This window comes from Pseudochrobactrum lubricantis (genome assembly GCF_041929865.1).
Taxonomy (GTDB): Bacteria; Pseudomonadota; Alphaproteobacteria; order Rhizobiales; family Rhizobiaceae; genus Pseudochrobactrum; species Pseudochrobactrum saccharolyticum.
In genome coordinates, this window is sequence record NZ_JBHEEE010000006.1 from 212,517 (window position 1) to 234,683 (window position 22,167).

At 51.7% G+C, this 22,167-nt stretch carries 20 protein-coding genes, 1 pseudogene and 1 riboswitch; of the genes and pseudogenes, 7 read left to right on the forward strand and 14 right to left on the reverse strand.

The window, feature by feature from the left end; all coding sequences use genetic code 11:
• Positions 1-230: 230 nt before the first annotated feature.
• The 3 genes from JNC80_RS14030 to thiB form a co-directional block, all read right to left on the reverse strand.
• Positions 231-965, reverse strand: coding sequence for a thiamine ABC transporter ATP-binding protein (locus JNC80_RS14030; protein WP_376710647.1), 735 nt, complete (start codon positions 963-965; stop codon positions 231-233).
• A complete protein-coding gene (gene thiP, locus JNC80_RS14035; RefSeq protein ID WP_376710648.1) occupies positions 962-2,608 on the reverse strand; it encodes a thiamine/thiamine pyrophosphate ABC transporter permease in 1,647 nt (548 codons plus the stop codon). The genes JNC80_RS14030 and thiP overlap by 4 nt, the downstream gene beginning before the upstream one ends.
• A 70-nt stretch (positions 2,609-2,678) precedes the next feature.
• Positions 2,679-3,686, reverse strand: coding sequence for a thiamine ABC transporter substrate binding subunit (thiB, locus tag JNC80_RS14040; RefSeq protein WP_376710649.1), 1,008 nt, complete (start codon positions 3,684-3,686; stop codon positions 2,679-2,681).
• 61 nt (positions 3,687-3,747) lie between these two features.
• Positions 3,748-3,857: riboswitch (TPP riboswitch) on the reverse strand.
• 185 nt (positions 3,858-4,042) lie between these two features.
• On the opposite strand from thiB, the gene JNC80_RS14045 reads away from it, so the two are divergent.
• The 3 genes from JNC80_RS14045 (at position 4,043) to JNC80_RS14055 (ending at position 7,051) form a co-directional block, all read left to right on the forward strand.
• Positions 4,043-4,684, forward strand: coding sequence for a thiamine diphosphokinase (locus JNC80_RS14045; RefSeq protein WP_376710650.1), 642 nt, complete (start codon positions 4,043-4,045; stop codon positions 4,682-4,684).
• A 110-nt stretch (positions 4,685-4,794) separates the two neighbouring features.
• Positions 4,795-5,079 carry a YMGG-like glycine zipper-containing protein gene (locus JNC80_RS14050; RefSeq protein WP_075657278.1) on the forward strand — a complete coding sequence of 95 codons (285 nt, stop codon included), beginning with the start codon at positions 4,795-4,797 and terminating at the stop codon, positions 5,077-5,079.
• A gap of 160 nt (positions 5,080-5,239) precedes the next feature.
• A complete protein-coding gene (locus JNC80_RS14055; protein ID WP_376710651.1) occupies positions 5,240-7,051 on the forward strand; it encodes an ABC-F family ATP-binding cassette domain-containing protein in 1,812 nt (603 codons plus the stop codon).
• 64 nt (positions 7,052-7,115) lie between these two features.
• On the opposite strand, the gene JNC80_RS14060 is transcribed toward JNC80_RS14055, so the two are convergent.
• Positions 7,116-8,063 (reverse strand): aldo/keto reductase, encoded by a 948-nt coding sequence (locus tag JNC80_RS14060; RefSeq protein ID WP_376710652.1) that lies wholly within the window; start codon positions 8,061-8,063, stop codon positions 7,116-7,118.
• A 111-nt stretch (positions 8,064-8,174) separates the two neighbouring features.
• Positions 8,175-8,630 carry a MarR family winged helix-turn-helix transcriptional regulator gene (locus tag JNC80_RS14065; protein ID WP_151160269.1) on the reverse strand — a complete coding sequence of 152 codons (456 nt, stop codon included), beginning with the start codon at positions 8,628-8,630 and terminating at the stop codon, positions 8,175-8,177.
• A gap of 72 nt (positions 8,631-8,702) precedes the next feature.
• Here JNC80_RS14065 and JNC80_RS14070 point away from each other — a divergent pair, with 72 nt between their 5' ends.
• A complete protein-coding gene (locus JNC80_RS14070) occupies positions 8,703-9,056 on the forward strand; it encodes a DUF1428 domain-containing protein (protein WP_075657275.1) in 354 nt (117 codons plus the stop codon).
• A gap of 62 nt (positions 9,057-9,118) precedes the next feature.
• Here the strand turns inward: JNC80_RS14070 and JNC80_RS14075 are convergent, their stop codons facing one another.
• The 3 genes from JNC80_RS14075 to JNC80_RS14085 form a co-directional block, all read right to left on the reverse strand.
• Positions 9,119-9,388: a DUF2312 domain-containing protein gene (locus tag JNC80_RS14075; protein WP_033315879.1), complete on the reverse strand. Its 270-nt coding sequence runs from the start codon at positions 9,386-9,388 to the stop codon at positions 9,119-9,121.
• A 257-nt stretch (positions 9,389-9,645) separates the two neighbouring features.
• Positions 9,646-9,951, reverse strand: a complete 306-nt coding sequence (locus JNC80_RS14080) for a DUF1244 domain-containing protein (RefSeq protein ID WP_376710653.1) — start codon at positions 9,949-9,951, stop codon at positions 9,646-9,648.
• Positions 9,952-9,969: 18 nt separating this feature from the next.
• Positions 9,970-10,767, reverse strand: a complete 798-nt coding sequence (locus JNC80_RS14085) for an N-formylglutamate amidohydrolase (protein ID WP_376710654.1) — start codon at positions 10,765-10,767, stop codon at positions 9,970-9,972.
• A 292-nt stretch (positions 10,768-11,059) separates the two neighbouring features.
• Here JNC80_RS14085 and JNC80_RS14090 point away from each other — a divergent pair, with 292 nt between their 5' ends.
• The 3 genes and pseudogenes from JNC80_RS14090 (at position 11,060) to pyk (ending at position 13,299) form a co-directional block, all read left to right on the forward strand.
• On the forward strand, positions 11,060-11,365 hold the full coding sequence (locus tag JNC80_RS14090; RefSeq protein WP_151160272.1) for a hypothetical protein: 306 nt from the start codon (positions 11,060-11,062) through the stop codon (positions 11,363-11,365).
• Positions 11,366-11,473: 108 nt separating this feature from the next.
• Positions 11,474-11,866, forward strand: a pseudogene (locus JNC80_RS14095) (DUF1036 domain-containing protein); the annotation flags it as partial.
• Positions 11,863-13,299: a pyruvate kinase gene (gene pyk / locus JNC80_RS14100; RefSeq protein WP_075657271.1), complete on the forward strand. Its 1,437-nt coding sequence runs from the start codon at positions 11,863-11,865 to the stop codon at positions 13,297-13,299. The pseudogene JNC80_RS14095 and the gene pyk, both read left to right, overlap by 4 nt.
• A gap of 69 nt (positions 13,300-13,368) precedes the next feature.
• Here pyk and JNC80_RS14105 read toward each other — a convergent pair whose 3' ends face one another.
• The 6 genes from JNC80_RS14105 to JNC80_RS14130 form a co-directional block, all read right to left on the reverse strand.
• The gene (locus tag JNC80_RS14105; RefSeq protein WP_151160273.1) at positions 13,369-14,274 is read right to left on the reverse strand and encodes an RNA polymerase factor sigma-32; all 906 of its coding nucleotides are present in this window, start codon (positions 14,272-14,274) and stop codon (positions 13,369-13,371) included.
• A 401-nt stretch (positions 14,275-14,675) separates the two neighbouring features.
• The gene (locus JNC80_RS14110; protein ID WP_028233395.1) at positions 14,676-15,254 is read right to left on the reverse strand and encodes a CarD family transcriptional regulator; all 579 of its coding nucleotides are present in this window, start codon (positions 15,252-15,254) and stop codon (positions 14,676-14,678) included.
• A 437-nt stretch (positions 15,255-15,691) separates the two neighbouring features.
• Positions 15,692-16,030, reverse strand: a complete 339-nt coding sequence (gene fdxA / locus JNC80_RS14115; protein WP_022709929.1) for a ferredoxin FdxA — start codon at positions 16,028-16,030, stop codon at positions 15,692-15,694.
• Between the two features lie 488 nt (positions 16,031-16,518).
• Positions 16,519-16,923, reverse strand: coding sequence for an Hsp15 family ribosome-associated heat shock protein (locus JNC80_RS14120; protein ID WP_376710655.1), 405 nt, complete (start codon positions 16,921-16,923; stop codon positions 16,519-16,521).
• A gap of 4 nt (positions 16,924-16,927) precedes the next feature.
• A complete protein-coding gene (locus tag JNC80_RS14125) occupies positions 16,928-19,996 on the reverse strand; it encodes a helicase-related protein (protein WP_376710707.1) in 3,069 nt (1,022 codons plus the stop codon).
• Positions 19,997-20,872: 876 nt separating this feature from the next.
• On the reverse strand, positions 20,873-22,057 hold the full coding sequence (locus tag JNC80_RS14130) for an acetyl-CoA C-acetyltransferase (RefSeq protein ID WP_376710656.1): 1,185 nt from the start codon (positions 22,055-22,057) through the stop codon (positions 20,873-20,875).
• Between the last annotated feature and the right edge of the window lie 110 nt (positions 22,058-22,167).

Genomic DNA, 22,167 nt, shown 5'->3' on the forward strand with positions numbered 1-22,167 from the left:
AAGTGAAATGATTTTTGCGGTATTTCACAAATTGTCAGCTATTGCATCATTAGTAGATATAGGCTGCTTCTCTGTTTAACCAGAGCCGGTCGCATTAAATGATCGTAATGCACCCGCTCCGGATCGCCTGAACAGCCGCATAGCCGACGGCTCAAGTCGAGCATTTAACTGCGCATGCTTTGTGTCAATATCACGTCATTCGCTATGATAATCTGATTATCATATTGTAATCAGGATGTTTTATGTTCTGACATGCCCATATAGTCACGCACGGGCTGAGGGCCGGAGGGCGAGAGCATCATGGCTGCATCACCCTGCTCTCTGATTTGCCCGTCTTTGAGAAAAAACAGCGTTGAATCGAAACGCAGTGCATCTTCCGGCGTATGCGTCACCATCAGAATGGTTATACCGGTTTCCTGTTGCAATTCACGGATCAGATCCAGCATTTGCTGTCGCAAGGCGGGGCCGAGAGAAGCAAAAGCCTCGTCCAGCAGCAAAACAGGCTTGTCACGCACCAATGCGCGGGCAATCGCAACACGCTGCCTCTCACCACCGGAAAGCGCTTCCGGTTTGCGGTTTTCTTTGCCGGTCAGCTCCACACGGTCAATGGCATTCTGCACCGCAAGATGATCCGCCTCATTCAGTTTGAGCGCAGGTGACCGGCCAAGGCTGACATTGGCGCGCACATCAAGATGCGCAAACAGATTATTCTCCTGAAACACCATCGTAACCGGCCGTCCGGCTGGGGCCTCAGTGCTGATTTCCTCGTCACCGATCAGAATATGGCCGGATAACGGTGCTTCAAATCCGGCAACCAGATTGAGCAGTGTCGACTTGCCGGAACCGCTTGGCCCCACAATCACACCGGTTTCACCGGCCTTTAAATGCAGGTTGAACAGCATGTCTGTCGCTCCATAGGAGAAACGAACATTATCAAGGGTGATTGCAGCATTATGTCGTGTCATGAGGCATTCCGCTCAGTAGATTTGCCTGAATTGATCCGGCTGCCGGTTTTATCAGTGATAAGCATCAGTGCAAAACAGATAGCGGCAAGGATCAGCGCAAGGCCTGCTGCGTCACTGGTACGATAGCTGCCCATGCGCTGCAACAGAAGATAAGGCAAGGTCTGCACCGCATCGCTGCCGAAAAGAGCAATCGTGCCGAGATCGCCCATAGACAGCGCCATGGCAAAGATAAAGCTCAGGATAAGCGGACGGCGGATGACCGGCCAGTCGATCAGACGCAGACGGTTGAGCCCGCTGATACCGAGCGACGTGCAAAGCCGGTTATTCTGTGCCGCTGCACTGTCCCATGCAGGACGCAGCAGACGCACCGCAAAAGGCATAGCCATAACACCATTCACCGCAATGACCATGAAAGGTGCGAGCGTGAATACATCGGTGAACTGGCGCAGCAATATGAACCAGCCCGCACCGATCACAATCGGCGGAATGATCAGCACCAGACTGGAACCGCTATCGAGGGCAGTGGTGAAAAAGCTGCGCAGCCGGTGCGGCGATTTAAGATTTCGCGCAGCACTAAATTCGCGTGCGGTGACCAGCGTGAGCGATAAAATCACACAAAGACTGGCTGCGCCAAAAGCCAGCAAAAGCGAGGTGATAATTGCCTGCTGCACCACGGTTTCATTCAGCAAACGCCACAGATCAGACCCCAGACCGGACAGAACCATCCCCAAAACCGGCAAAGCAATGAACAAAGTGGCAATGAAGATAATGATACCCGATGAGATTTTAGACCATCTGCCGTGGTGAATATAATCACGGTTGGTCGTGACCAGCGACAGCCCCTCTTCGGTTGGCTTGCCGGTCAGACGCAGCAAGCACAACACGCCAATAGTCAGCAGCAGCTGGGTAAGCGTGAGAGCAACAGCACGCGCCAGATCAAAATCGAAATGCAAGGCCTGATAGATGGCAACTTCCAGCGTAGTCGCGCGGGGGCCTCCGCCTAATGTCAGAACAATGGTGAAGGAACTGGCGCAGAGCATGAAGATCAGCCCTGCAATGCCGCTCAGATTTCGGGCAATCACCGGCCATTCGATCAGCCGGAAACGGGCAAAACTGCCCATACCTAATTGCGCCGAGAGTTTCCAGTAATCCTGCGGAATGGATTCGAGACTGGCCAGCAGCAAACGTACTGCAAGCGGCATATTAAAAAACACATGCGCCAGCAAAATACCGGTCAGCCCGTAAATATCCGGTATCAGCGGCAGACCCAAAGCCGTACTGCCCTGCGCGATAAAACCATTGCGCCCATAAATACTGGTAATGCCGAAGACGGCGACCAAGGACGGCAATGTCAAAGGCACCGCGAAAAAGCGCAGCAGTAATTTGCGGCCGCGAAATGCGGTATTGGCATGGAGTGCACGGGCTACCGGCAGTGCAAACAGCACCGAAAGCAGAACTGACAACAGCGCCTGCAGCAGTGTGAAGCGGGTGATATTCCACAAATAACCGTCAAACGCAGCAAGCGCATCGCTATCGGATTGCAGCCCCTGAATGCCAAGTGACAGCAAGGCCCCGCCGGTCAGCACCAGCAGCAGCATCAACGCGATAAAGCCTGAGACAGTTTTGAAACGGAAGGCCTGCATATTTCTCCGTAAATGCCCCGCCGCACGATGCGGCGGAAGCAGTCATGTTGAGCTCAGAAACTGTTGTACCTTAGCGGCTCATAGCTTTCAGCCACTCATCAACCCATGCTTTGCGGTTTTGTGCAACGGTTTCAGAAGCAATCAGCAAGCTCTTATCCGGTTTTGGCAGAGCATCAAAAGCCGCATCGAGCGGCGCAGATGTGTCATAGGCCGGATACATCCAGTTGGTCTGTGGAATAACATCCTGAAAACCGGCTGTGGTTATGAATTTCAAAAACTCTGCAGCGCGCGGGTTTTTAGCACCGTTTATCGTCTGGCCGGCCAGTTCAATCTGGAGATAATTACCCTCTTTAAAAGTCACTGCTTTATAACGCTCGGTTTTATCCGAGATCATGTGATAGGCGGCAGAAGTCGTATAGGACAGCACCATCGGCGCCTCGCCTTTGGTAAACAGGCCATAGCCCTCGGACCAGCCCGGTGTAACTGTCAGCACGCGCTTGCTGAGCTTCTGCCACTGTTCCCCAGCCTTGTCGCCATAGAGGTCTTTCACCCAGAGCATCATGCCCAGACCCGGTGTCGATGTGCGCGGATCCATCAGAATGATTTTCTGAGAAGCATCGCCGTCAATCAGTTCTGCCATGGATTTCGGCGGATTTTTCATCTTCTCGCTGTCATAGATCACAGCGAAATAGCTGTAATCATAAGGCAGGAAAACTTCGTCCTGAAAATTATCAGGCACATTGCTTTTCACATCGCTCAATCCGTGCGGGGCAAACAGGCCGGAGGCTTTGGCATCATTGATAAGATTGGTATCAAGCCCCAGAACAATATCGGCCTTGGTGGATTTGCCTTCCAGTTTCAGGCGATTGAGCAAAGCCACACCATCGGCAACAGCGACAAAATTGACGGTGCAGCCGCAGGATTTTTCAAAATTCTCTTTAACCTTCGGCCCCGGCCCCCAGTCAGATGTAAAGCTGTCATAGGTGTAGATGGTCAGATCCTGAGCCTGTGCTGCACTTGCGCCGAGGCTTAAAACGGACAGAAGACCGGTTGTGAGAAGTAGATTTCTGATAAGCATGAGATAACAGCCGCGCGGGCTCTCCTCTGGTTATGAATTGATCCAAGGATTGAGCGCCGGAAGCCGGACAGCATCTAATCCCTCCGCCGGTACAAACCGGATCAGGTTCAGCGGGTTAGCCGGAGACCGGCCTCTCAGCCTCCGAAACCGAAGGCACCCCGTTAGAGCGAGCGGACAATAGGATAAAACAGCATCGAGGAGCAAGAGGATTGTTAGAGCATCTCCGGCTCAAATGGTTTCATTTGAGCTGTTGCGAACATGCGGCAATTAAAAAAATTGAAGCGAGCACAGTGGGTACGATTAAACGCGACACGCTCCAGACTTCCGGTCTTTGAAACAGCGTGATATGCAGCACCATGTCAAAATTTCTCATTCTTCTCGGCGGTGATCTGACCGTCACTTCGCGGCTGAAAAAGCAGATTGCCGGTGCACGCGTTTTGGCGGCAGACAGCGGTATGCGCCATGCGGCCGGCCTTGGCGTGGTACCGGAACTATGGCTCGGTGACTTTGATTCCACAGACACGGTACTGGCTGCACAATATGGACACGTTGAGCGACAGGTCTTTCCCGTGGCAAAAAATATGACCGATGGCGAACTGGCATTGCATGAAGCCTATGAGCGCGGCGCAACAGAAGTGATTTTGGCCGGCGCTTTTGGCGGCGAGCGCACCGATCACACATTTCTGCATCTCAGTATGGCGGTAGCGCAGGCACATAGAGGGCGAAAAATATTTCTCTCCAGCGGCCACGAGGAAGCAACACCGCTGATCTGCGGGAAAACCGGTTTTGACCTGCCGGAAGAAACATTATTCAGTATTCTGGGCTTTGAGACATTAACCAGATTATCAATTTCCGGCGCCGAATGGCCGCTGGATAATGTGACTGTACCGTTTGGCTCTTCTTTAACGCTTTCAAATAGGGTAAAAGAAAACTTAACAGTGACGTTAGGTGGAGGGGCGGCAATTTTAGTCGCATCGCCTGCCATTGATTCAATCTGATGTGACTGAACGTAAAAACCTGTAAATTGTTTTGATAGTTGCCGTCTTCTTTTTGCTATAAAATGCAGGAGATTATGGCAGGTGAGTAGCCTCAACGGGAGTAACTTTAGATGAAATCACGTCTTTCTATGATCGCAGTAACAGCAGTGCTCGCGTTTTCGACTGTTGCCTGTACAACAGGCGAACAGCGCACCGCCGGTTACGGTGTGGGCGGCGCAGCACTCGGCGCGCTTGCCGGTGGCGCAATTGGCGGTAACGGCCGCGGCGCCCTGACCGGTGCTGCAATCGGTGCGGTTGCCGGTACGCTGCTCGGTGCAGCACAGACCCGTAACGGCGTTCAGTATTGCCGCTACCGCGACAATTACGGCCGCGTTTACGAAGCGCCTTGTAACTAATAGTTACAAAATTGAATTTAAAAACAGGCCGGTTTCCGGCCTGTTTTTTTATGCTCTCGTATCAAGTTCAGGAAATTTGCCGCGAGGGTTCCTGTTTGCAGCAATATGCAGTAATGAGCAGTAACAATCTTCGGCCTCTCTTTTTAAAGCGTAATTATCCATGGCTCCTCCTCTTCTCCGACTTGACCAGATCAGCCTGACTTTTGGTGGCACACCGCTGCTGGAGGATGCAGGCCTGTCGATCAGTGAGGGAGAACGGATTGCGTTGGTCGGGCGTAACGGCTCCGGCAAATCCACACTGTTGAAAATTGCAGCCGGTATGGTTGAACCAACCGGCGGCGAGGTTTTCCGGCATCCATCGGCGACTATCCGCTATCTGGCACAGGCACCGGATATGGATGGTTTTGCCAATGTGCGTGATTATGTGGAAGCAGGTCTCGGCCCGACTGATGATCCGTATCGCGTGGCCTATCTTCTGGAAAATCTGGGACTGACCGGCGATGAAACACCGGAGCAGCTTTCCGGCGGTGAAGCACGTCGTGCAGCGCTGGCGCGGGTTATTGCACCGCAGCCGGATGTGCTGCTGCTGGATGAACCGACCAACCATCTTGATCTCGCAACGATTGAATGGCTGGAACAGGAATTGCGCCAGATCCGCTCGGCGATTGTGCTGATTTCCCATGACCGTCGTTTTCTGGAAAATGTCAGCCGCGCCACGATCTGGCTGGATCGCGGTGTGACACGTCGTATTGAACAGGGCTTCGCGCATTTTGAAGAATGGCGCGACAAAGTTCTGGAAGAAGAAGAGCGCGATCATCAGAAACTCGGCCGTCAGATTGTTCGTGAAGAACATTGGTTGCGCTATGGCGTGACTGCCCGCCGCAAGCGCAATATGCGCCGCCTTGGCGAGCTGCATACAATGCGCCATGAATTCCGCACCCATCGCCATGCGCAAGGCGTGGCAACGCTGCAGGCCAGCGACGTGAAAGAATCCGGCAAGCTGGTGATTGAAGCAGATAAGATCAGCAAAGCCTATGATGAGCGTGTGCTGGTCAAGGATTTCTCCATCCGCGTCAATCGCGGTGACCGTATCGGTCTTGTCGGGCCAAATGGTGCAGGCAAAACCACATTGCTGTCGATGCTAACCGGTAAACTTGAACCGGATTCCGGCACGATCCGTCTCGGTGTTAATCTGGATTTTGCCGAGCTGGATCAGAAGCGTGAGCTCAATCCCGATGAAACCCTGTCGCATTATCTGACAGACGGGCGCGGTGAATCGCTGGTGGTGAATGGCGAGCAGCGCCATGTTGTCTCCTATATGAAAGACTTTCTGTTTCAGCCGGAACAGGCACGCACGCCGATCCGTGAATTATCCGGTGGTGAGCGCGCACGTCTGATGCTGGCGCGGGTTCTGTCGCGTCCGGCCAACCTGCTGATCCTCGATGAGCCGACCAATGATCTGGATATGGAAACACTGGATCTGTTGCAGGAACTGGTATCCAGTTTTGCAGGCACCGTTATTCTGGTGAGCCATGACCGTGATTTTCTCGACCGCACGGTAACATCGGTGATTGCACCGGAAGGTGACGGGCGCTGGCTGCAATATGCCGGCGGTTATGCGGATATGATGGCGCAGCGCAAAGAAACAGCGCTGGCACGCCGTCAGGTAAAATCTGCCGCACCCGCAGGTAGTGACAAGGCGGAAGCTGCCCCCGCACCAAAACGCGATGAAAAGCGCAAACTGTCCTACAAGCAGAAATTTGCACTGGAAACATTACCGGCGAAGATGGAAAAGCTGAGTGCAGAAATTACAGCACTTGAGGCGAAAATGGCTGATCCGGCGCTCTATACCAAAGACCCTGCGCAGTTTGCCAAGATCGCTGCTGAGATTGAAAAGAAACGCAGTGAAAATGAAGCCCATGAAGAAGAATGGCTTGAACTGGAAATGCTGCGTGAGGAGATTGAAGGCTAATCAGTCCTTCACAATGCTCTGATAAAAGCCTGCCTGAATGATGTTTCAGGCAGGCTTTTTTGTTTTATGCGCTGGCCTTGTTCAGAACATCCAATGCGCCCTGATCGAGCGTCAGCTGAGTCGCTTTAATCAGTTCTTCCAGCTGCTCAATCTTGGTGGCGCTGGCGATCGGTGCTGTGATTGACGGCTGAGCCATCATCCATGCAACAGCAATTTGCGCCACAGTCACGCTATAGCGTTCTGCCACCTGATCCATCGCTACCAGAATCTTCAATCCGCGTTCATTGAGATAGCTGGTGCCGACCCTGTTACCACGCGGGCTAATGCCTAAATCTTTCTCGCTGCGATATTTCCCCGTGAGGAAACCAGCCGCCAGCGTATAATAAGGAATAACGCCAACCTGATTGGCGCTCACCACCGGCTCCAGCGTGGTTTCATAATCCTTGCGATCATAGAGATTATACAACGGCTGCAATGAGTCATAACGCGGCAGATTATGTTTCTCTGAAATTTCCAATGCACTTTGCAGGCGCTCCCCAGTGATATTGGATGCACCGATTGCACGGACTTTACCGGCTTTGATCAGATCCTGAAATGTACCGAGCACATCCTCAAACGGCGTATTCGGATCATCATAATGCGACTGGTAGAGATCAATATAATCTGTTTGCAGGCGCTTGAGCGAAGCGTCAACACATTCACGGATATGGGCAGGCGCCATGGTAAAGCCTTCGCCCATATCGGCACCAACCTTGGTGGCAATGATCATCTTGTCACGGCTGCCACGGCTTTTGAGCCAGTTCCCGATAACGGTTTCCGATTCACCGCCCTTATGCCCCTCTACCCAGCGGGAATAGACATTGGCCGTATCAATAAATGTCAGGTCAGCATCGAGCAGACGGTCGAGCAAAGCAAAAGATGTGGTTTCATTGGCTGTCCAGCCGAACACATTGCCGCCGAAGCAGAAAGGTGAAACCTGTAAATCTGACCGTCCGAGTTGTTTCATGCGCATTCCGTTTCCTCCGCAGGATATGCATTATTCGTTCAGAGCGGATTATGACTAAAAAGATGCGGAGGGAAAGAAAAAGCGCGGCAAACTATTCTGATAACACAGCTTTGTGTTTCATGCCGGAGTGATATTCCCAAGGCTGAGCAGCATTGAGCGCAAAAAATCACCGTTACCGTTCAGAAGGTTATTTTCCAGTTCTGCATGGGTCTGCCGCCAGACAGGCACGGCTTCTGCCAGCAGAGCTGAACCTTTGGGTGTCAGCAGTAATAATCGGCTGCGCCGGTCTGCTGCATCTGGTATAATTTCTATCAGTGCTTTTTTCTGAAGCGGCTTGAGTGCGGCCGTTAAAGTCGTGCGATCCATAGCGAGCAATTGGGCAACCGGTGCGATGGATGGCGGTTCAGGCCTGTTTAAAGCCATCAGCAAAGAAAACTGGCCGTTTGTCAGTCCGAAAGGCCTCAAAGCATCGTCAAAATAACGGGCTAAAGCACGGGCTGCGCGCTGTGCGTGCAGGCACAGACATGTATCACGGACTTCCAGTGTGGTCGAAAATGGTACATTCATTGACATTTTACAATTATGTTGATATCAACATATTAAGTCAACGCAAGAATAAAGTTGCCCACAAGGAGGAGAATGAAAATGGGATATGTCGAGGGTTTTGTCGCTTCTGTGCCGGAAAACCGCAAAGAAGACTACCGTAAACATGCAGCTGAAGCGGCTGTGATTTTTAAAGAATTTGGCGCCACCCGCATTGTTGAGTGCTGGGGCGATGATGTGCCGGATGGCAAGCTGACGGATTTCCGCCGCTCCGTGCAGGCCAAAGACGGCGAAGTTGTTGTGTTCAGCTGGATTGAATTTCCGAACAAAACTGTGCGCGATACAACCTGGAAAAAAATGATGGAAGATCCCCGCATGCAGGCGATGGGTGAATCCATGCCTTTTGACGGCAAGCGTATGATCTATGGTGGTTTTGAGAAACTGCTTGATGTTTGACACTGATTTTTAGCAATAAAAAAGGGGGCGAAAGCCCCCTTTTTGTTTCAGCACTGCTGAAATCAGCTCATGCCGAGCGCGTCCATATAAAGCTGGATCATCGCTTCTTCTTCCTGACGCTCATGCGCTTCTTTCTTACGCAGGCGGATGATGGTGCGTACGGCTTTGGAGTCAAAGCCGGAGCCTTTCAGCTCAGCGAAAACCTCTTTGATATCATCAGAAATGGTTTTCTTTTCTTCTTCCAGACGTTCAATACGTTCAATAAATGCACGCAGCTGGCCGACTGCAATGGACTGGGCGTTGTCGCCGGTAATATCGTCGCTCAATATCATTCTCCGATTATAGACAAGACCATATGAAACGCTGGGCGAGTCGCAGGCCTTAAAACAGGTGGTCTTGGTTGCCTCACATGAGCCGCATGGTCAAGCAATGGATTTAAGAATCTTGGAACTTAAACTAGCCGCCAAGCGGTAAGATACTGGTTAAAATCTACAGAGTGGTTCAATTTTCGAGTGAAAACCCACTCTGTTTTTTATCTGTCGCGGCTTCGGGCAAAAAACCGGTAGCCACTTTTTCTGAAGCAGCTTTATTAGTGGCTTGGTTTTCGTGCGGAAAAAGCATCCTGCTGCGCCTGACTGGCCGGTGTCTGATATTTTTCCCGCCATTCATCATAAGGCATGCCGTAAATCTCGGCGCGTGCTTCGTCTTTGGTCAGCGCATTGCCATCAGCATTGGCCGCTTCCTGAAACCAGTTGGACAGGCAGTTGCGACAAAAGCCGGTCAGGTTCATCATATCGATATTCTGAACATCGGTGCGGTTGCGCAAATGCTCAACCAGCTTGCGAAAAGCTGCTGCCTCATAGGCGAGACGCTGATTACCTGTAATATGTGTCATGCAATTTCCTTTCGCAGCTCAAATCCGTTCAACGGAACCGGTGCGTGAACCATAATGGCGGATATCGTGAATACCATCCATCATATTGATATGTGCCAGCATAGGCGCAAGGCGATCGGCCCAAACCTGCACACCTTCCGGTGTTGCGATCAGATCCTGCCGCACTTCAATCAGCACATTGGCATAGCCTTTAGCGGTACAATGGCGAAACAATGTGTCATTCCGCAGAGCGCCGTCATAGGGCTCATTATCGCCGACAGATAATGTACCGTCTTCACGTAACATCGACAAAAGCGGTGTTATTGCCCGGTCATCATTATCCCAGAGCAATGCAACCTGCCACGGGCGCGGTATGGTTTTCCAGACCGGCGTATAGGAATGAACAGAGACGACAAAAGGGGCGCTTCCACCGGCTTGCAGCATCTTGTTGCAGGCTGCATCAACCGCATAGTGATAAGGGCGGTAAAAGCGGTTCAGCCGGTTTTCCCGCTCTTCAGTCCGCATCGGATAATTAGCCGGAATAACAGCACCGTCCGACAGCTGCATAATCAGCGTCGGATCATCCTCGCCGCGGTTCGGATCAATCAGCAGCCGTGAAAAACCGCCGAGCACAGCCGGACTGTTCAGCTTTTCTGCCAGCGCTCTGGTCAGCATCTCAACGCCGATATCATAGGCGATATGGCGTTCAAAAACACGTGGCTCCAGCCCGAGCGTGCCATAGTCCTCAGGCACTGCACGGCTGGCATGATCGGCAATCAGCAGCAGACCTTGCTCAAAATCACCGTCAATGGTCTCAAAAGGGGAAAAACCTGTCATCTCGTTTCCGGCTATGGATTGGATGATCAACATATAAATGGATTGCAAGGAATTGCGAGCCATTTGTGACCGGCGCTCCATTTTGCAAGATAGGCCAGAGCATGCCTGGCTCAAATGGATAGACGTAAAAACAAAAAGATAGAGCACGCGCAGCGGATATAATTAAACGCGATACGCTCTAGTATCCGGTCGGAGTGTGGGCTATAGACAAAACAGCAATTAAATCGATTTGATTACAATTGTGACAACTGAAAACCACTGAATTCGCAAAACAGGAGGTATTTTTCAGACTGTGATCCGTCACTATCTGCCGGAGATGATTACAAAGGTTGCCGATAGCGGCTTGACCGGCAAGACAGGTTATTTTGCAATTAGTTCTGATTTACAGCGGAAAACTGACCTCAGGCTCTTGAGTCTGCCTGCAACTTGCGTGAATTATGCGGCTTTACGGCATCGCATTTTCATGGTGAAGCAGATACGGTGCCGCAACCCGGTTGTTTACAGTGCTGTATCATTTGTTTCTGCCCGAAACAGAGCCGAACAAAAGATGCAGTCCGGTGGTAATGGTCAGGCTGTTACACCTTGCTGTCATATTTAAGCAGTACCGTGCGCTGAAAGGTTCTGGCGGATGCGTCTTCATTCTACCTTGTTCTATTGTCTGGCTTTTGTTTCGGTCACATTGATTTCTGTTATCTTTTCCGCACCTGAAGCCCGTGCCGATTTTCGCGTTTGTAATTCGACGCAAAATCTTGTCGGTGTCGCAATCGGCTATCGCGCCAAGAGCGGATGGATCACGGAAGGCTGGTGGCATATTAACGGATCAAGCTGTAAGACCCTGATCGAAGGCCCGCTGACCTCCCGCTATTACTATGTTTATGCTGAGGATTCAGAAGGCGGCGGCCGCTGGGACGGCAAGGTCAATATGTGTGTGGCTGAAAACGAATTCAAAATTAACGGCGTGAATGACTGTTTTGCCCGCGGTTATCAGCGCTCCGGTTTTCAGGAATATGATACGGGCGAACAATCAAGCTGGATGGTGCAGCTGACTGATGATGCACCAGCCGGCAATGCCACAGTGACAGGAACCAATCACCAATGAGACGTGCGCGTAAGGTAAAGATCCTCGCAACACTTGGGCCCGCATCTTCGGATGAAGCGGTTATTGAGAAATTATTCGCGGCCGGTGCCGATGTCTTCCGCATCAATATGAGCCATGCCGATCACGACCTGATGCGTGAGCTGGTGCGCCGCATCCGCAATGTAGAGCGCAAACTCGGACGCCCGATCGGTATTCTCGCAGATTTGCAGGGCCCGAAACTACGTGTCGGCAAATTCAAAGACGGCAAAGTCGAACTCACACCGGGTCAGATTTTCACGCTTGATGACGATGAAACACTGGGCGATGAAAATCGTGTTTTCCTGCCGCATCCGGAAATTCTGCAGGCCGTACAGGCCGGTGACCGTCTGCTGATTGACGATGGTCGTTTAGCTTTGCAGGCTGAAGCGACCGACGGTAAGTCTATCCGTTGTAAAGTAATCTCCGGCACCAAAATTTCTGACCGCAAAGGTGTAAGCCTGCCGGATACGACATTGCCGGTCGGCGCGCTGACAGAAAAAGATCGCCGTGATCTTGATGCTGTGTTGTTGGAAGATATTGACTGGGTAGCACTGTCCTTCATTCAGCGGCCGGAAGATCTGGCGGAAGTGCGCAAGATTGCGCGTGGTCGCGTGGCGCTGATGTCGAAAATTGAAAAGCCGCAGGCAGTTACCCGTCTCGATGAAATTATCGAATTGTCGGATGCGCTGATGGTTGCCCGTGGTGATCTGGGTGTAGAAATGCCGCTGGAAAGCGTTCCGGGCATTCAGAAACAGATTGTGCGCGCCTGCCGCAAAGCCGGTAAGCCTGTTGTGGTTGCCACCCAAATGCTGGAATCCATGATTACAGCTCCGGTGCCAACCCGTGCGGAAGTCTCCGATGTGGCGACTGCCGTGTTTGATGGTGCAGATGCGGTGATGCTGTCTGCGGAATCTGCCGCCGGTGATTATCCGGTGGAAGCGGTTGCGACCATGGCGCGGATTGCTGAGAAAGTAGAACGCGATCCGAATTATCCGTCCATCGTCAATAATCAGCGTTCCGAACCGGAAGCCACCGGTGCGGATGCGGTATCGCTGGCAGCCCGCCAGATTGCCACCACACTCAACCTTTCGGCGATCATTTGCTATACTTCATCGGGCACCACAGGCCTCAGAGCGTCGCGTGAGCGCCCGCTGACGCCGATTATTGCCCTGTCGCCGGTCGTTGAGACAGCACGTCGTCTGTCGATCGTCTGGGGGCTGCATTGCGTGGTGACTGAAGATGCGCGTGATCTGGATGATGTGGTCAACCGCGCCTGTCATATTGCCCATCGGGAAGAGTTCGCCAAACCGGGCGATCGTGTGATTATCACTGTCGGTGTGCCGCTCAGAACTCCTGGCAATACCAATATGCTGCGCATTGCCTATATCGGTATGGACGGTCTGACAGGCATCTGACGACACCTTCAACCTGAAACGAGAAAGCCCGCTTTAAAGCGGGCTTTTTTATAAGCACATTGGTCGTACTCAGGCGTGATAGGCTGCAATACCATTCTGGGAAAGCAACGCAGCCCGCAATTTTTCCAAAGCACGGTTTTCAATCTGGCGGACACGTTCTTTGGAAATACCAAGTTTTTCTCCCAGCATTTCCAGTGTCACGGCATCATCTTTCAAACGACGCTCGCGGATAATACGCAATTCGCGATCATTGAGTACAGATAATGCCTGTTTCAGCCAGCTGACACGTCGCTCGCTGTCGATCATATTCTCAACAATTTCATCTTGCAGCGGGTGATCGTCGACCAGAAAATCAATCTTCTCCGCGCTGCTGCTGTCATCCGGCGAAACAGTCATACTTAAAGAACTGTCGGGGCCGGATAATCTGGAATCCATCAGTTCCACATCTTTTTCAGACACGCCGAGCTGATCGGAAATACGGGTATATAATTCGCGCTTCGACAGGGTTTCATTGCTCTGCACCAGTTTTGCACGTAAACGGCGCAGATTGAAAAACAAAGCTTTCTGCGTTGAACTTGTACCGCCACGCACAATCGACCAATTGCGCAGAATATAGTCCTGTATCGATGCTCTGATCCACCAGATCGCATAGGTGGAAAAACGCACCTCCCGCTCCGGTTCAAAGCGGAAAGCAGCCTCCATAAGCCCCACTGTCCCTTCCTGTATGAGATCGGCCATCGGCAAATCAAATTTGCGGAACCGTCCGGCGGTGGAAATCACCAGCCGCATATGGGATGAGGTAATTTCATCCAGCGCATGCTGATCGCCCTGCTCTTTCCAGCGCTGAACAAGTTCCTGTTCCTGTTCCCGTTCAAGATAAGGCGCGGACATAGCACTGCGAATAAGATTTCTGGAGGATACAAAAGAGACGGTACGTTTCGTAACTTCGGTGGAGGAGGACGCTACAGGCTTCATTTCAATCTCCATAACGAAAATATCAACGCAACCTGCTTATGAGGATCACGTTATCCGCTAGAGCATTTCACAGTTAAGTTGGATCAACTTGACGCCCGTGATAATGCGACCAAATAAAGAATCTAGAGCGAGCACTATGATCCAATTTGGACGTAAACCGCTCTAGGAGTTAAACGCATCAATGGAAGGCCGGTTCCTTCATCTTCTGCTAATTTTATGATTTTTTTGAACAGAGAGCTTGAAAAACACTTTTTGTGCTCCAGCACATGCTTCAGAGCAGATACATGCTGTGCAATCATTACTACGTAGCGAAAATATACATAAAACAATAACGCCGCTCTGAGTGAACAGAACGGCGTTATTGTTATAAACGACTATGTTTCAGCCTGAATTGCGTAGAATTATGCAGCTTCGGCTTCATCATCCTCAACTTCAGCTTCATCAGTCTTCGCACCGCGTTTCGGTCCTTTAGCCAGATTAGCTTCAATGAGGCGTACAGATTCTGTATCAGACAGCTTGTTTACAGCTGCAACTTCACGCGCCATACGATCCAGAGCTGCTTCATAAAGCTGACGCTCGGAATAAGACTGTTCCGGCTGGTTTTCTGCACGGAAAAGATCACGCACGACTTCTGCAATGGAAATCAGATCACCGGAATTGATTTTTGCATCATATTCCTGAGCCCGGCGCGACCACATGGTGCGCTTGATACGGGCACGACCCTGCAAGACTTTCAAGGCGCGTTCTACGAAATCACCTTCTGACAATTTACGCATACCAATGGTAGCCGCTTTAGCCACCGGCACTTTAAGGCGCATCTTATCTTTATCGAAATCAATAACAAAAAGCTCAAGCTTCATGCCTGCAACTTCCTGCTCTTCGATTGCAACGATCTGTCCCACACCATGCGACGGATACACAATCGACTCACCCGTCTTAAAACCCTGACGGACGGCGGCCTTCTTCTGCTGGGATGACATACGCTTCAATACTCCCTGTAGTGTCCGGCACCTGGAGCGCCGGTTTACACGCGGTGATACAATCAGTCCTGCGACCAGCCCCGCGGGAAACGGAACAGGCATAACAGCTGATTAAAACAAGTGCCGAAACAGAATGTAAAAGGGATGCTGAGGCAAAACTTAAGCAAAAAAAATCACAGGATAAACGGTGGGAGCAAAATTTAAAAACAAACTTGCCCCGGCACTATTTCAGCCTGTAATTTATATCAGCCTTTCAGTGAATACCTGTAGCCGCCACGAAATGACGCCTGCTCATCGACATTATCGTGGACAGTAACACAAAAAACCGGCAGAATCAACAAAATGCCGTCACAAGCCGCCCGACCGGGCGATTTGTGTTAATAAACCGTTAATTGACACGGCTGATCCTGTGGTTATTCCGGCATATCAGCGGAGAATCAATCGCCTTCGCCAGGCTCTGCCGAGAAGAACTGTTCAAGCTTATTAGCGACGCCATCCATTTCAGCGGCTTCAGGCATCTGGTCTTTTTTCACGGTGAGATTTGGCCATTTCGCTGAATATTCAGAATTCAGCTCAATCCATTTATCAAGACCCGGCTCTGTATCCGGACGGATTGCTTCTGCAGGACATTCTGGCTCACATACGCCGCAGTCAATACACTCATCAGGATTGATGACGAGCATATTCTCGCCTTCATAGAAACAATCGACAGGGCAGACCTCCACGCAATCCGTATATTTGCAACGAATGCAGTTATCGGTCACGACATAAGTCATTGTCGAACTCCCAGAGCTTTGAACTGCCACACATAATCTGCGGCCAAAATTACAATCATATCATTTGGCATAACATCCGGCAGGTGTCAGGATAACTGACTGATCCTGCCATCCGGCCTGCGAAACCGGAATGCCGTTTTTCAGCAACTGCGCTATATGAAATACGGCAGAAAACCTGTCTGTCAGGTAAAGGCTTTAGCCGCAGCTTGCAAGAGGGTTTTCCCTCAGCCGCGACGCTCCGCCGCAAAAAAGAACCACATTCTGTATCGCCGTAATTTCTGAAAAACTGCGTCCCCGCTGGCTTTTAACAAAGCACAATCCTTCCGCCGCATCATTCTTCATTCCGGACAGAAAATAAGCCAACACGAAGATTTGAAAGAATGGTCAGACCCGACTCAGTATCTCAAGCATAGTTCAGCTTCTGAAAACACCGGTCAACCTGCGGAATTATGCTCTGAATGCGACTCACATCAGCCCGATCAAGCAGTTCAGAACTCATCAAAACCGGAACCACCTTGTTTCAGTCGTTCCGTTGCCCTGCGGTCGCGTTTTGTCGGACGGCCGGAACCGGCATCCCGTTTTTCACCAACCGCAGCCATCTGCTCTTCCGTCTTTTCAGCTGGCGGTGTCAGATCTTCATAGAGCAATTGCGCTTCGGAAAAAGAGCCGCGACGCTCTCCGAGTTCGCGCACTTTATAAATCAATATGCGGCGATCCAGCGTGACCGTCACTACATCTCCGATTTTAATACCGTGAGATGCCTGATCTATTTTATCGCGGTTAATACGAACACGCCCGCCGGCAGCAAGTTTTGCCGCGAGCGAGCGTGATTTAACGACACGGGTGAAAAACAACCATTTATCAATGCGCTGTTTTAAAGCACCTGTATTCATGCGCTTATTTCTTCAGCTGCTCTTTCAGAGCAAGCAGCTTGGCGAATGGTGAATCAGGATCGATCTGCACCGGACGCTCATTGCGCTCAACGCGTTTCTGATCCTGAGCATGATCCCGTTTGCCATGACGCGGCTTGCCGTGATGTTCATTACGGCCGGATTTCTGCTCACCATTGCGGAAATCAACCCGTGCGGCTTTTTCAAACCGCTTGCTGCGACCTTCACGGTTCTGATTATCACCCGCATTGTCTTTAGCTGCATCAGCCGGTGCGCCGTCTTTAGCAGGCGCACGGCGATTGCCCTGCGGACGGTTGCGATTCTGCTCGCGTCCCTTGCCCTGCTCGCGGCCACGGTTGTCGTGACGACCCGGACGCCACAGCAGAACCATTTTCACTGGTTCTTCTGCAACAGCATCAGCAGTCTCAGCCGCTTCTGCAACCGGTGCTTCAGCTTCTTCCGTATTCACGGTTTCGGCCACAGCTTCCGGCTGTTCTTCAGCTTCAGCAGCAGCTTCTGTTACAGCTTCGCCGGTCTGCTTGGCAGCATCAGCTTCAGCAAAAGCATCAAGTTCTGCAAGCTTGGCAGCAACAACCGGTGCTTCCATCGCTTCATGACGGTAGCCGAGGCTTTTCAGCACTTCTTCCATGTCTTCCGGTGTCGCACCAAGAATAGACATCATCGACGGCGTTACCATGAAACGGGCACCGTCATAGGCACCTTCGGCGCGCAGACCCGCACCCGGACGCCAGGCCAGAGCCGGACGGATCAGATCGGCCAGACGCTCCAGAATATCGAAACGCACAGCGCGGCGGCCAAGAACGCGGTAACCGGCCAGTGTGTAGAAAACCGGATCGAAAGCCGGATCAACAACAACCGAGGTACGGCCTGCGGCCAGAACATGAACAACATCACCGTAACCGGCGCGTTCACGGCCATCATTGCTTAGCGCCCAGAGCAGTGTCATCAAACCTGCCGGTGCCGGTTTCAGCAATGCTGGGATAAATACATGATAGGCACCGAAGCGTACGCCGAAACGACGCAGAGCTGCGCGGGAATCCTGATCGAGACCACGGATTTCCTCAGCAATGTCACGACGCTGGATCACACCGAAACTCTCAACCAGACGGAAAGCCAGACCACGGGTCATGCCGGTCAGGGCATCAGCCTCAGTCAGATCGTGTAATGGCTTGAGAACGGTCTCAATATGATGAGCGACAAAGCGGTCAATACGGCTCTGTACTTTCTCACGGGAAGCACCTGTCAGCTGCTCGTCAGCCAGCAGAACGCTGCGCGGACGCATCACGCTGTCACCGGCAACCAGAGTTGCAACCGGAGCGCCGACCCAGCGCAGAATACCATCCGAGCCAAGGGCGAAATCGCCATTGGCCGCAGCAGAGAAGCGCTCTGCACGACGGTCATATTCAGCGGCCAGCGCTTTTTGTGCAGCCCCCTTTACCGCTTTCGCGTCCGGCCCTTCGGCCTTGACGTCGGCGGTAAATCGGAATCCTTCCAACTGCCCGACATTGTGGTCTTCGACAAGTACATCCCCTGTCGGGCTAATTTCTGCTTCTAGCATGGCATTCTCTCTCAGGCGCTTCATAAGCACGCTTGTCCTGCGGTCTACAAAGCGTTTCGTCAACCGTTCATGCAGCGCGTCAGACAATCTGTCCTCAATTTCGCGCGTCTTTTCTTGCCAATGTGCCGGATCTGCCAGCCAGCCCGGCCGATGCGACACAAAAGTCCATGTGCGAATTTGTGCAATACGATGAGATAGAGTGTCGATCTCACCGTCAGTCCTGTCGGACCGATGCACCTGCTCGCTCATATAGTCTTCATCCACAAAACCTTTGCGGATGATATCCTTATAGATTGCGGCAATAATATCGGCATGTTGTGCCGGCGCAATCCTTCTATAGTCGGGAAGCGCACAGGCATCCCACAAAATTTCCACACGCTTGGGCGTATCCGCAAGCCGCATAATGTCTTCATCACGCGCCAGATTTTCAAGCGCCTGCATGTCAACCGCAGGTAGCGCCCGTGTCAACCCTTCCAAAGGCGCTGAACGGTCTAATGAGTGTTTCAATGCACGAACAGATGAAAAATCAAACTGAGCCGTGCGCCATTGCAACACTTTAACCGCGTCGAAATTATGCGATTCTATCCGCTCGACAAGATCTTTATCAAACGGATCAACCTGACCGGTGACGCCGAATGTACCATCGCGCAGGTGACGACCCGCACGACCGGCAATCTGCCCGAGCTCACCGGGGTTCAGATCACGATACTGAAATCCGTCAAATTTACGCGCTTGCGCAAAGGCCACATGGTCAACATCAAGATTAAGTCCCATGCCGATCGCATCGGTGGCCACCAGAAAATCCACATCGCCGGACTGATAAAGCTCCACCTGCGCATTGCGGGTGCGCGGGCTCAAAGCGCCCATCACTACGGCTGCGCCACCGCGCTGTCGGCGGATCAGCTCGGCAATCGCATAAACCTCATCGGCAGAGAAAGCGACAATGGCACTGCGACGTGGCAGGCGGGTAATCTTTTTCGAACCCGCATAGGCCAGATGCGACAAACGCGGACGGGTAATAATATTGATACCGCGCAGCAGCTTTTCGAGAATAGGCCGCATAGTTGCCGCGCCCAGCAGCAGGGTTTCCTGCCGGCCACGTAAATGTAAAAGACGGTCTGTGAAAATATGGCCGCGTTCCAGATCGGCAGCCAGCTGTATTTCATCAATGGCAACGAAAGCTGCATTGGTCTGGCGCGGCAGAGCCTCAACGGTACATACGGAATATTTCGCACCGGCCGGAATGATTTTTTCTTCGCCGGTGACCAGCGCTACTTTTTCAGGGCCGACTTTGGTAACCAGCTTATTATAAACTTCACGCGCCAGCAGGCGCAGCGGCAGACCAATGATCCCGCTCTCATGGGCGAGCATACGCTCCAGCGCCAGATGAGTCTTACCGGTATTGGTAGGCCCGAGCACAGCGGTTACATCGCGCCCACTCACAATAAGCGGTGCTGTTCCCTGATGCAGAGACGCCGCCCCAAGCGGAGGCGTCAATGAGTTCTTCTGGTCATTCATGCGGAATTGATTATTCCCCGTCTCATGAAGTCGTTACACATGAAATCCGCCCCGCAGGTCAGTGCCATATTTTGCAATATAGCCAACCCGATCCGGCAAACCCCATTTTTTCTGTCTGCCTGCCGTCAGCCAGTACAGATTGAGCAAAGCAGGTAGCATTATCTGTCTCTGACTAAAAGGGTAACAACGGCACCTTTATGACTTCTTTTGTATCAAAACTTCAGAAAATGACAGGAAACCATGTCAGCTCTTCACAAAAACCCGATCTTGTCAGAATTTTACGCGCATTTCAGGCGTTAGAATCCACTAAAATGCCCGCAAAAACCCTGTATTTTAATGAAAAGAACACGAGAAGAACAAAGAGGCTACGAATCAATGGTTTTCACGAGTTCTCATTTTGTTCAAAACAACATCCTGTGTTTTTAAGAAAAAGAGACACAATATACAGATTCAACAACATAGGAACGACGCAATAAAAAGCGGAGAAATTAACTTTTACCACTGACCGCACATAGCGATGTGGTAATATGCACATAATACCAATTTAAAAACCCGCACAGCATTAATAAAGATTAAAAATACATTACCGGAATGCGCTACATTGCAGCGAAACAACATGCTTTCATTAAGCTTTCGGCCAAACCCTGAACGAATCGGCGACGAATCGCTGCTATATGAAAGTTCCCGTTTCGTTTTCACAAAATACAGAGCCAAAACAAATTATAGATACTATATATAGTATTAGGCCTTTATGAAACGCAATTTCACTGCAACAAAAAGCCCCGAAAAGATTAATTTCCTTCGGGGCTTCGATTTTCGTAACAATGGGCCTTGTTAACTTATCTGCAAATACGTTCAGTCGCGCTCAACACAGAGCGCAACCCCCATGCCGCCGCCGATACACAGGGTCGCCAGACCTTTCTTGGCATCACGGCGCTGCATTTCATAAAGCAGCGTGGTCAGAACACGGGCACCGGAAGCGCCGATAGGATGACCGATAGCGATAGCACCGCCATTCACATTGACAATTGCCGGATCAAGCCCCAGCTCACGGGTCACACAGCAAGCCTGCGCCGCAAAAGCCTCATTGGCTTCAACCAGATCCAGATCCTTCACTGTCCAGCCGGCTTTTTCCAGCGCTTTGCGTGAGGCCGGAATAGGTCCTGTGCCCATCACTGCCGGATCAACGCCTGCCGTTGCCCAGGAGGTGATGCGTGCCAATGGTTTGATACCGCGACGCTCCGCTTCCGCTTCACTCATCAGCACTGTTGCGGCCGCACCATCATTGATACCGGATGCATTACCGGCGGTAACCGTACCTTCCTTGGCAAAAGCCGGACGCAGCTTCTGCAAAGCCTCAATCGTGGTGCCGTGGCGGATATATTCATCCTCGCTCACGATCACCTCACCCTTACGGGTTTTGATGGTGACAGGCACGATCTCATCTTTAAAACGACCGGCAACCTGCGCTGCCTCGGCCTTGTTCTGGGAAGCAAGAGCGAAATTGTCCTGATCCTCACGGGTCAGCTGCCAGCGATCAGCAATATTCTCGGCTGTTACGCCCATAGGATAACCGTGGAAAGCGTCCGTCAGACCGTCCTTCATCATGGTATCAATCATGGTCATGTCGCCCATTTTGGTACCGGAGCGCAGATGCGCACAATGCGGAGCCATCGACATGGATTCCTGACCACCGGCAACAATCACCGATGCATCACCATTGGCAATCTGCTGCAAGCCCAGCGCCACAGAGCGCAGGCCGGAGCCGCAAAGCTGGTTCACGGCAAAACCCGTTGTCTCAATCGGACAACCGGCAGCAATCGCCGCCTGACGCACCGGATTCTGCCCCTGCCCTGCTGTCAGCACCTGACCGAAAATCACTTCATCAACATCAGCCGCAGCAACACCGGCGCGTTCCAGCGCAGCCTTGATCGCTGTTGCACCCAGCTCATGGGCAGGCACATTGGCGAAAGCCCCGTTGAATGAACCGACAGGAGTACGCGCAGCGCTGGCAATGACGACTGTTGTTTCTTTGCTCATGACAGATAACTTCCTCACATCCCAATAATGCCTGTTTCCCGCATATACGCAGAACCGGCTTTTCCTCAGTATAACGTCAGTTACAAATGATGCTGGCACTAATTGCGATC

What these genes read in the sequence shown, in the direction of transcription:
- JNC80_RS14030 (WP_376710647.1), bottom strand. Translation starts at nt 965, where the DNA reads ATGACACGACATAATGCTGCAATCACCCTTGATAATGTTCGTTTCTCC.
- thiP (WP_376710648.1), bottom strand. Translation starts at nt 2,608, where the DNA reads ATGCAGGCCTTCCGTTTCAAAACTGTCTCAGGCTTTATCGCGTTGATG.
- thiB (WP_376710649.1), bottom strand. Translation starts at nt 3,686, where the DNA reads ATGCTTATCAGAAATCTACTTCTCACAACCGGTCTTCTGTCCGTTTTA.
- JNC80_RS14045 (WP_376710650.1), top strand. Translation starts at nt 4,043, where the DNA reads ATGTCAAAATTTCTCATTCTTCTCGGCGGTGATCTGACCGTCACTTCG.
- JNC80_RS14050 (WP_075657278.1), top strand. Translation starts at nt 4,795, where the DNA reads ATGAAATCACGTCTTTCTATGATCGCAGTAACAGCAGTGCTCGCGTTT.
- JNC80_RS14055 (WP_376710651.1), top strand. Translation starts at nt 5,240, where the DNA reads ATGGCTCCTCCTCTTCTCCGACTTGACCAGATCAGCCTGACTTTTGGT.
- JNC80_RS14060 (WP_376710652.1), bottom strand. Translation starts at nt 8,063, where the DNA reads ATGCGCATGAAACAACTCGGACGGTCAGATTTACAGGTTTCACCTTTC.
- JNC80_RS14065 (WP_151160269.1), bottom strand. Translation starts at nt 8,630, where the DNA reads ATGTCAATGAATGTACCATTTTCGACCACACTGGAAGTCCGTGATACA.
- JNC80_RS14070 (WP_075657275.1), top strand. Translation starts at nt 8,703, where the DNA reads ATGGGATATGTCGAGGGTTTTGTCGCTTCTGTGCCGGAAAACCGCAAA.
- JNC80_RS14075 (WP_033315879.1), bottom strand. Translation starts at nt 9,388, where the DNA reads ATGATATTGAGCGACGATATTACCGGCGACAACGCCCAGTCCATTGCA.
- JNC80_RS14080 (WP_376710653.1), bottom strand. Translation starts at nt 9,951, where the DNA reads ATGACACATATTACAGGTAATCAGCGTCTCGCCTATGAGGCAGCAGCT.
- JNC80_RS14085 (WP_376710654.1), bottom strand. Translation starts at nt 10,767, where the DNA reads ATGACAGGTTTTTCCCCTTTTGAGACCATTGACGGTGATTTTGAGCAA.
- pyk (WP_075657271.1), top strand. Translation starts at nt 11,863, where the DNA reads ATGAGACGTGCGCGTAAGGTAAAGATCCTCGCAACACTTGGGCCCGCA.
- JNC80_RS14105 (WP_151160273.1), bottom strand. Translation starts at nt 14,274, where the DNA reads ATGAAGCCTGTAGCGTCCTCCTCCACCGAAGTTACGAAACGTACCGTC.
- JNC80_RS14110 (WP_028233395.1), bottom strand. Translation starts at nt 15,254, where the DNA reads ATGTCATCCCAGCAGAAGAAGGCCGCCGTCCGTCAGGGTTTTAAGACG.
- fdxA (WP_022709929.1), bottom strand. Translation starts at nt 16,030, where the DNA reads ATGACTTATGTCGTGACCGATAACTGCATTCGTTGCAAATATACGGAT.
- JNC80_RS14120 (WP_376710655.1), bottom strand. Translation starts at nt 16,923, where the DNA reads ATGAATACAGGTGCTTTAAAACAGCGCATTGATAAATGGTTGTTTTTC.
- JNC80_RS14130 (WP_376710656.1), bottom strand. Translation starts at nt 22,057, where the DNA reads ATGAGCAAAGAAACAACAGTCGTCATTGCCAGCGCTGCGCGTACTCCT.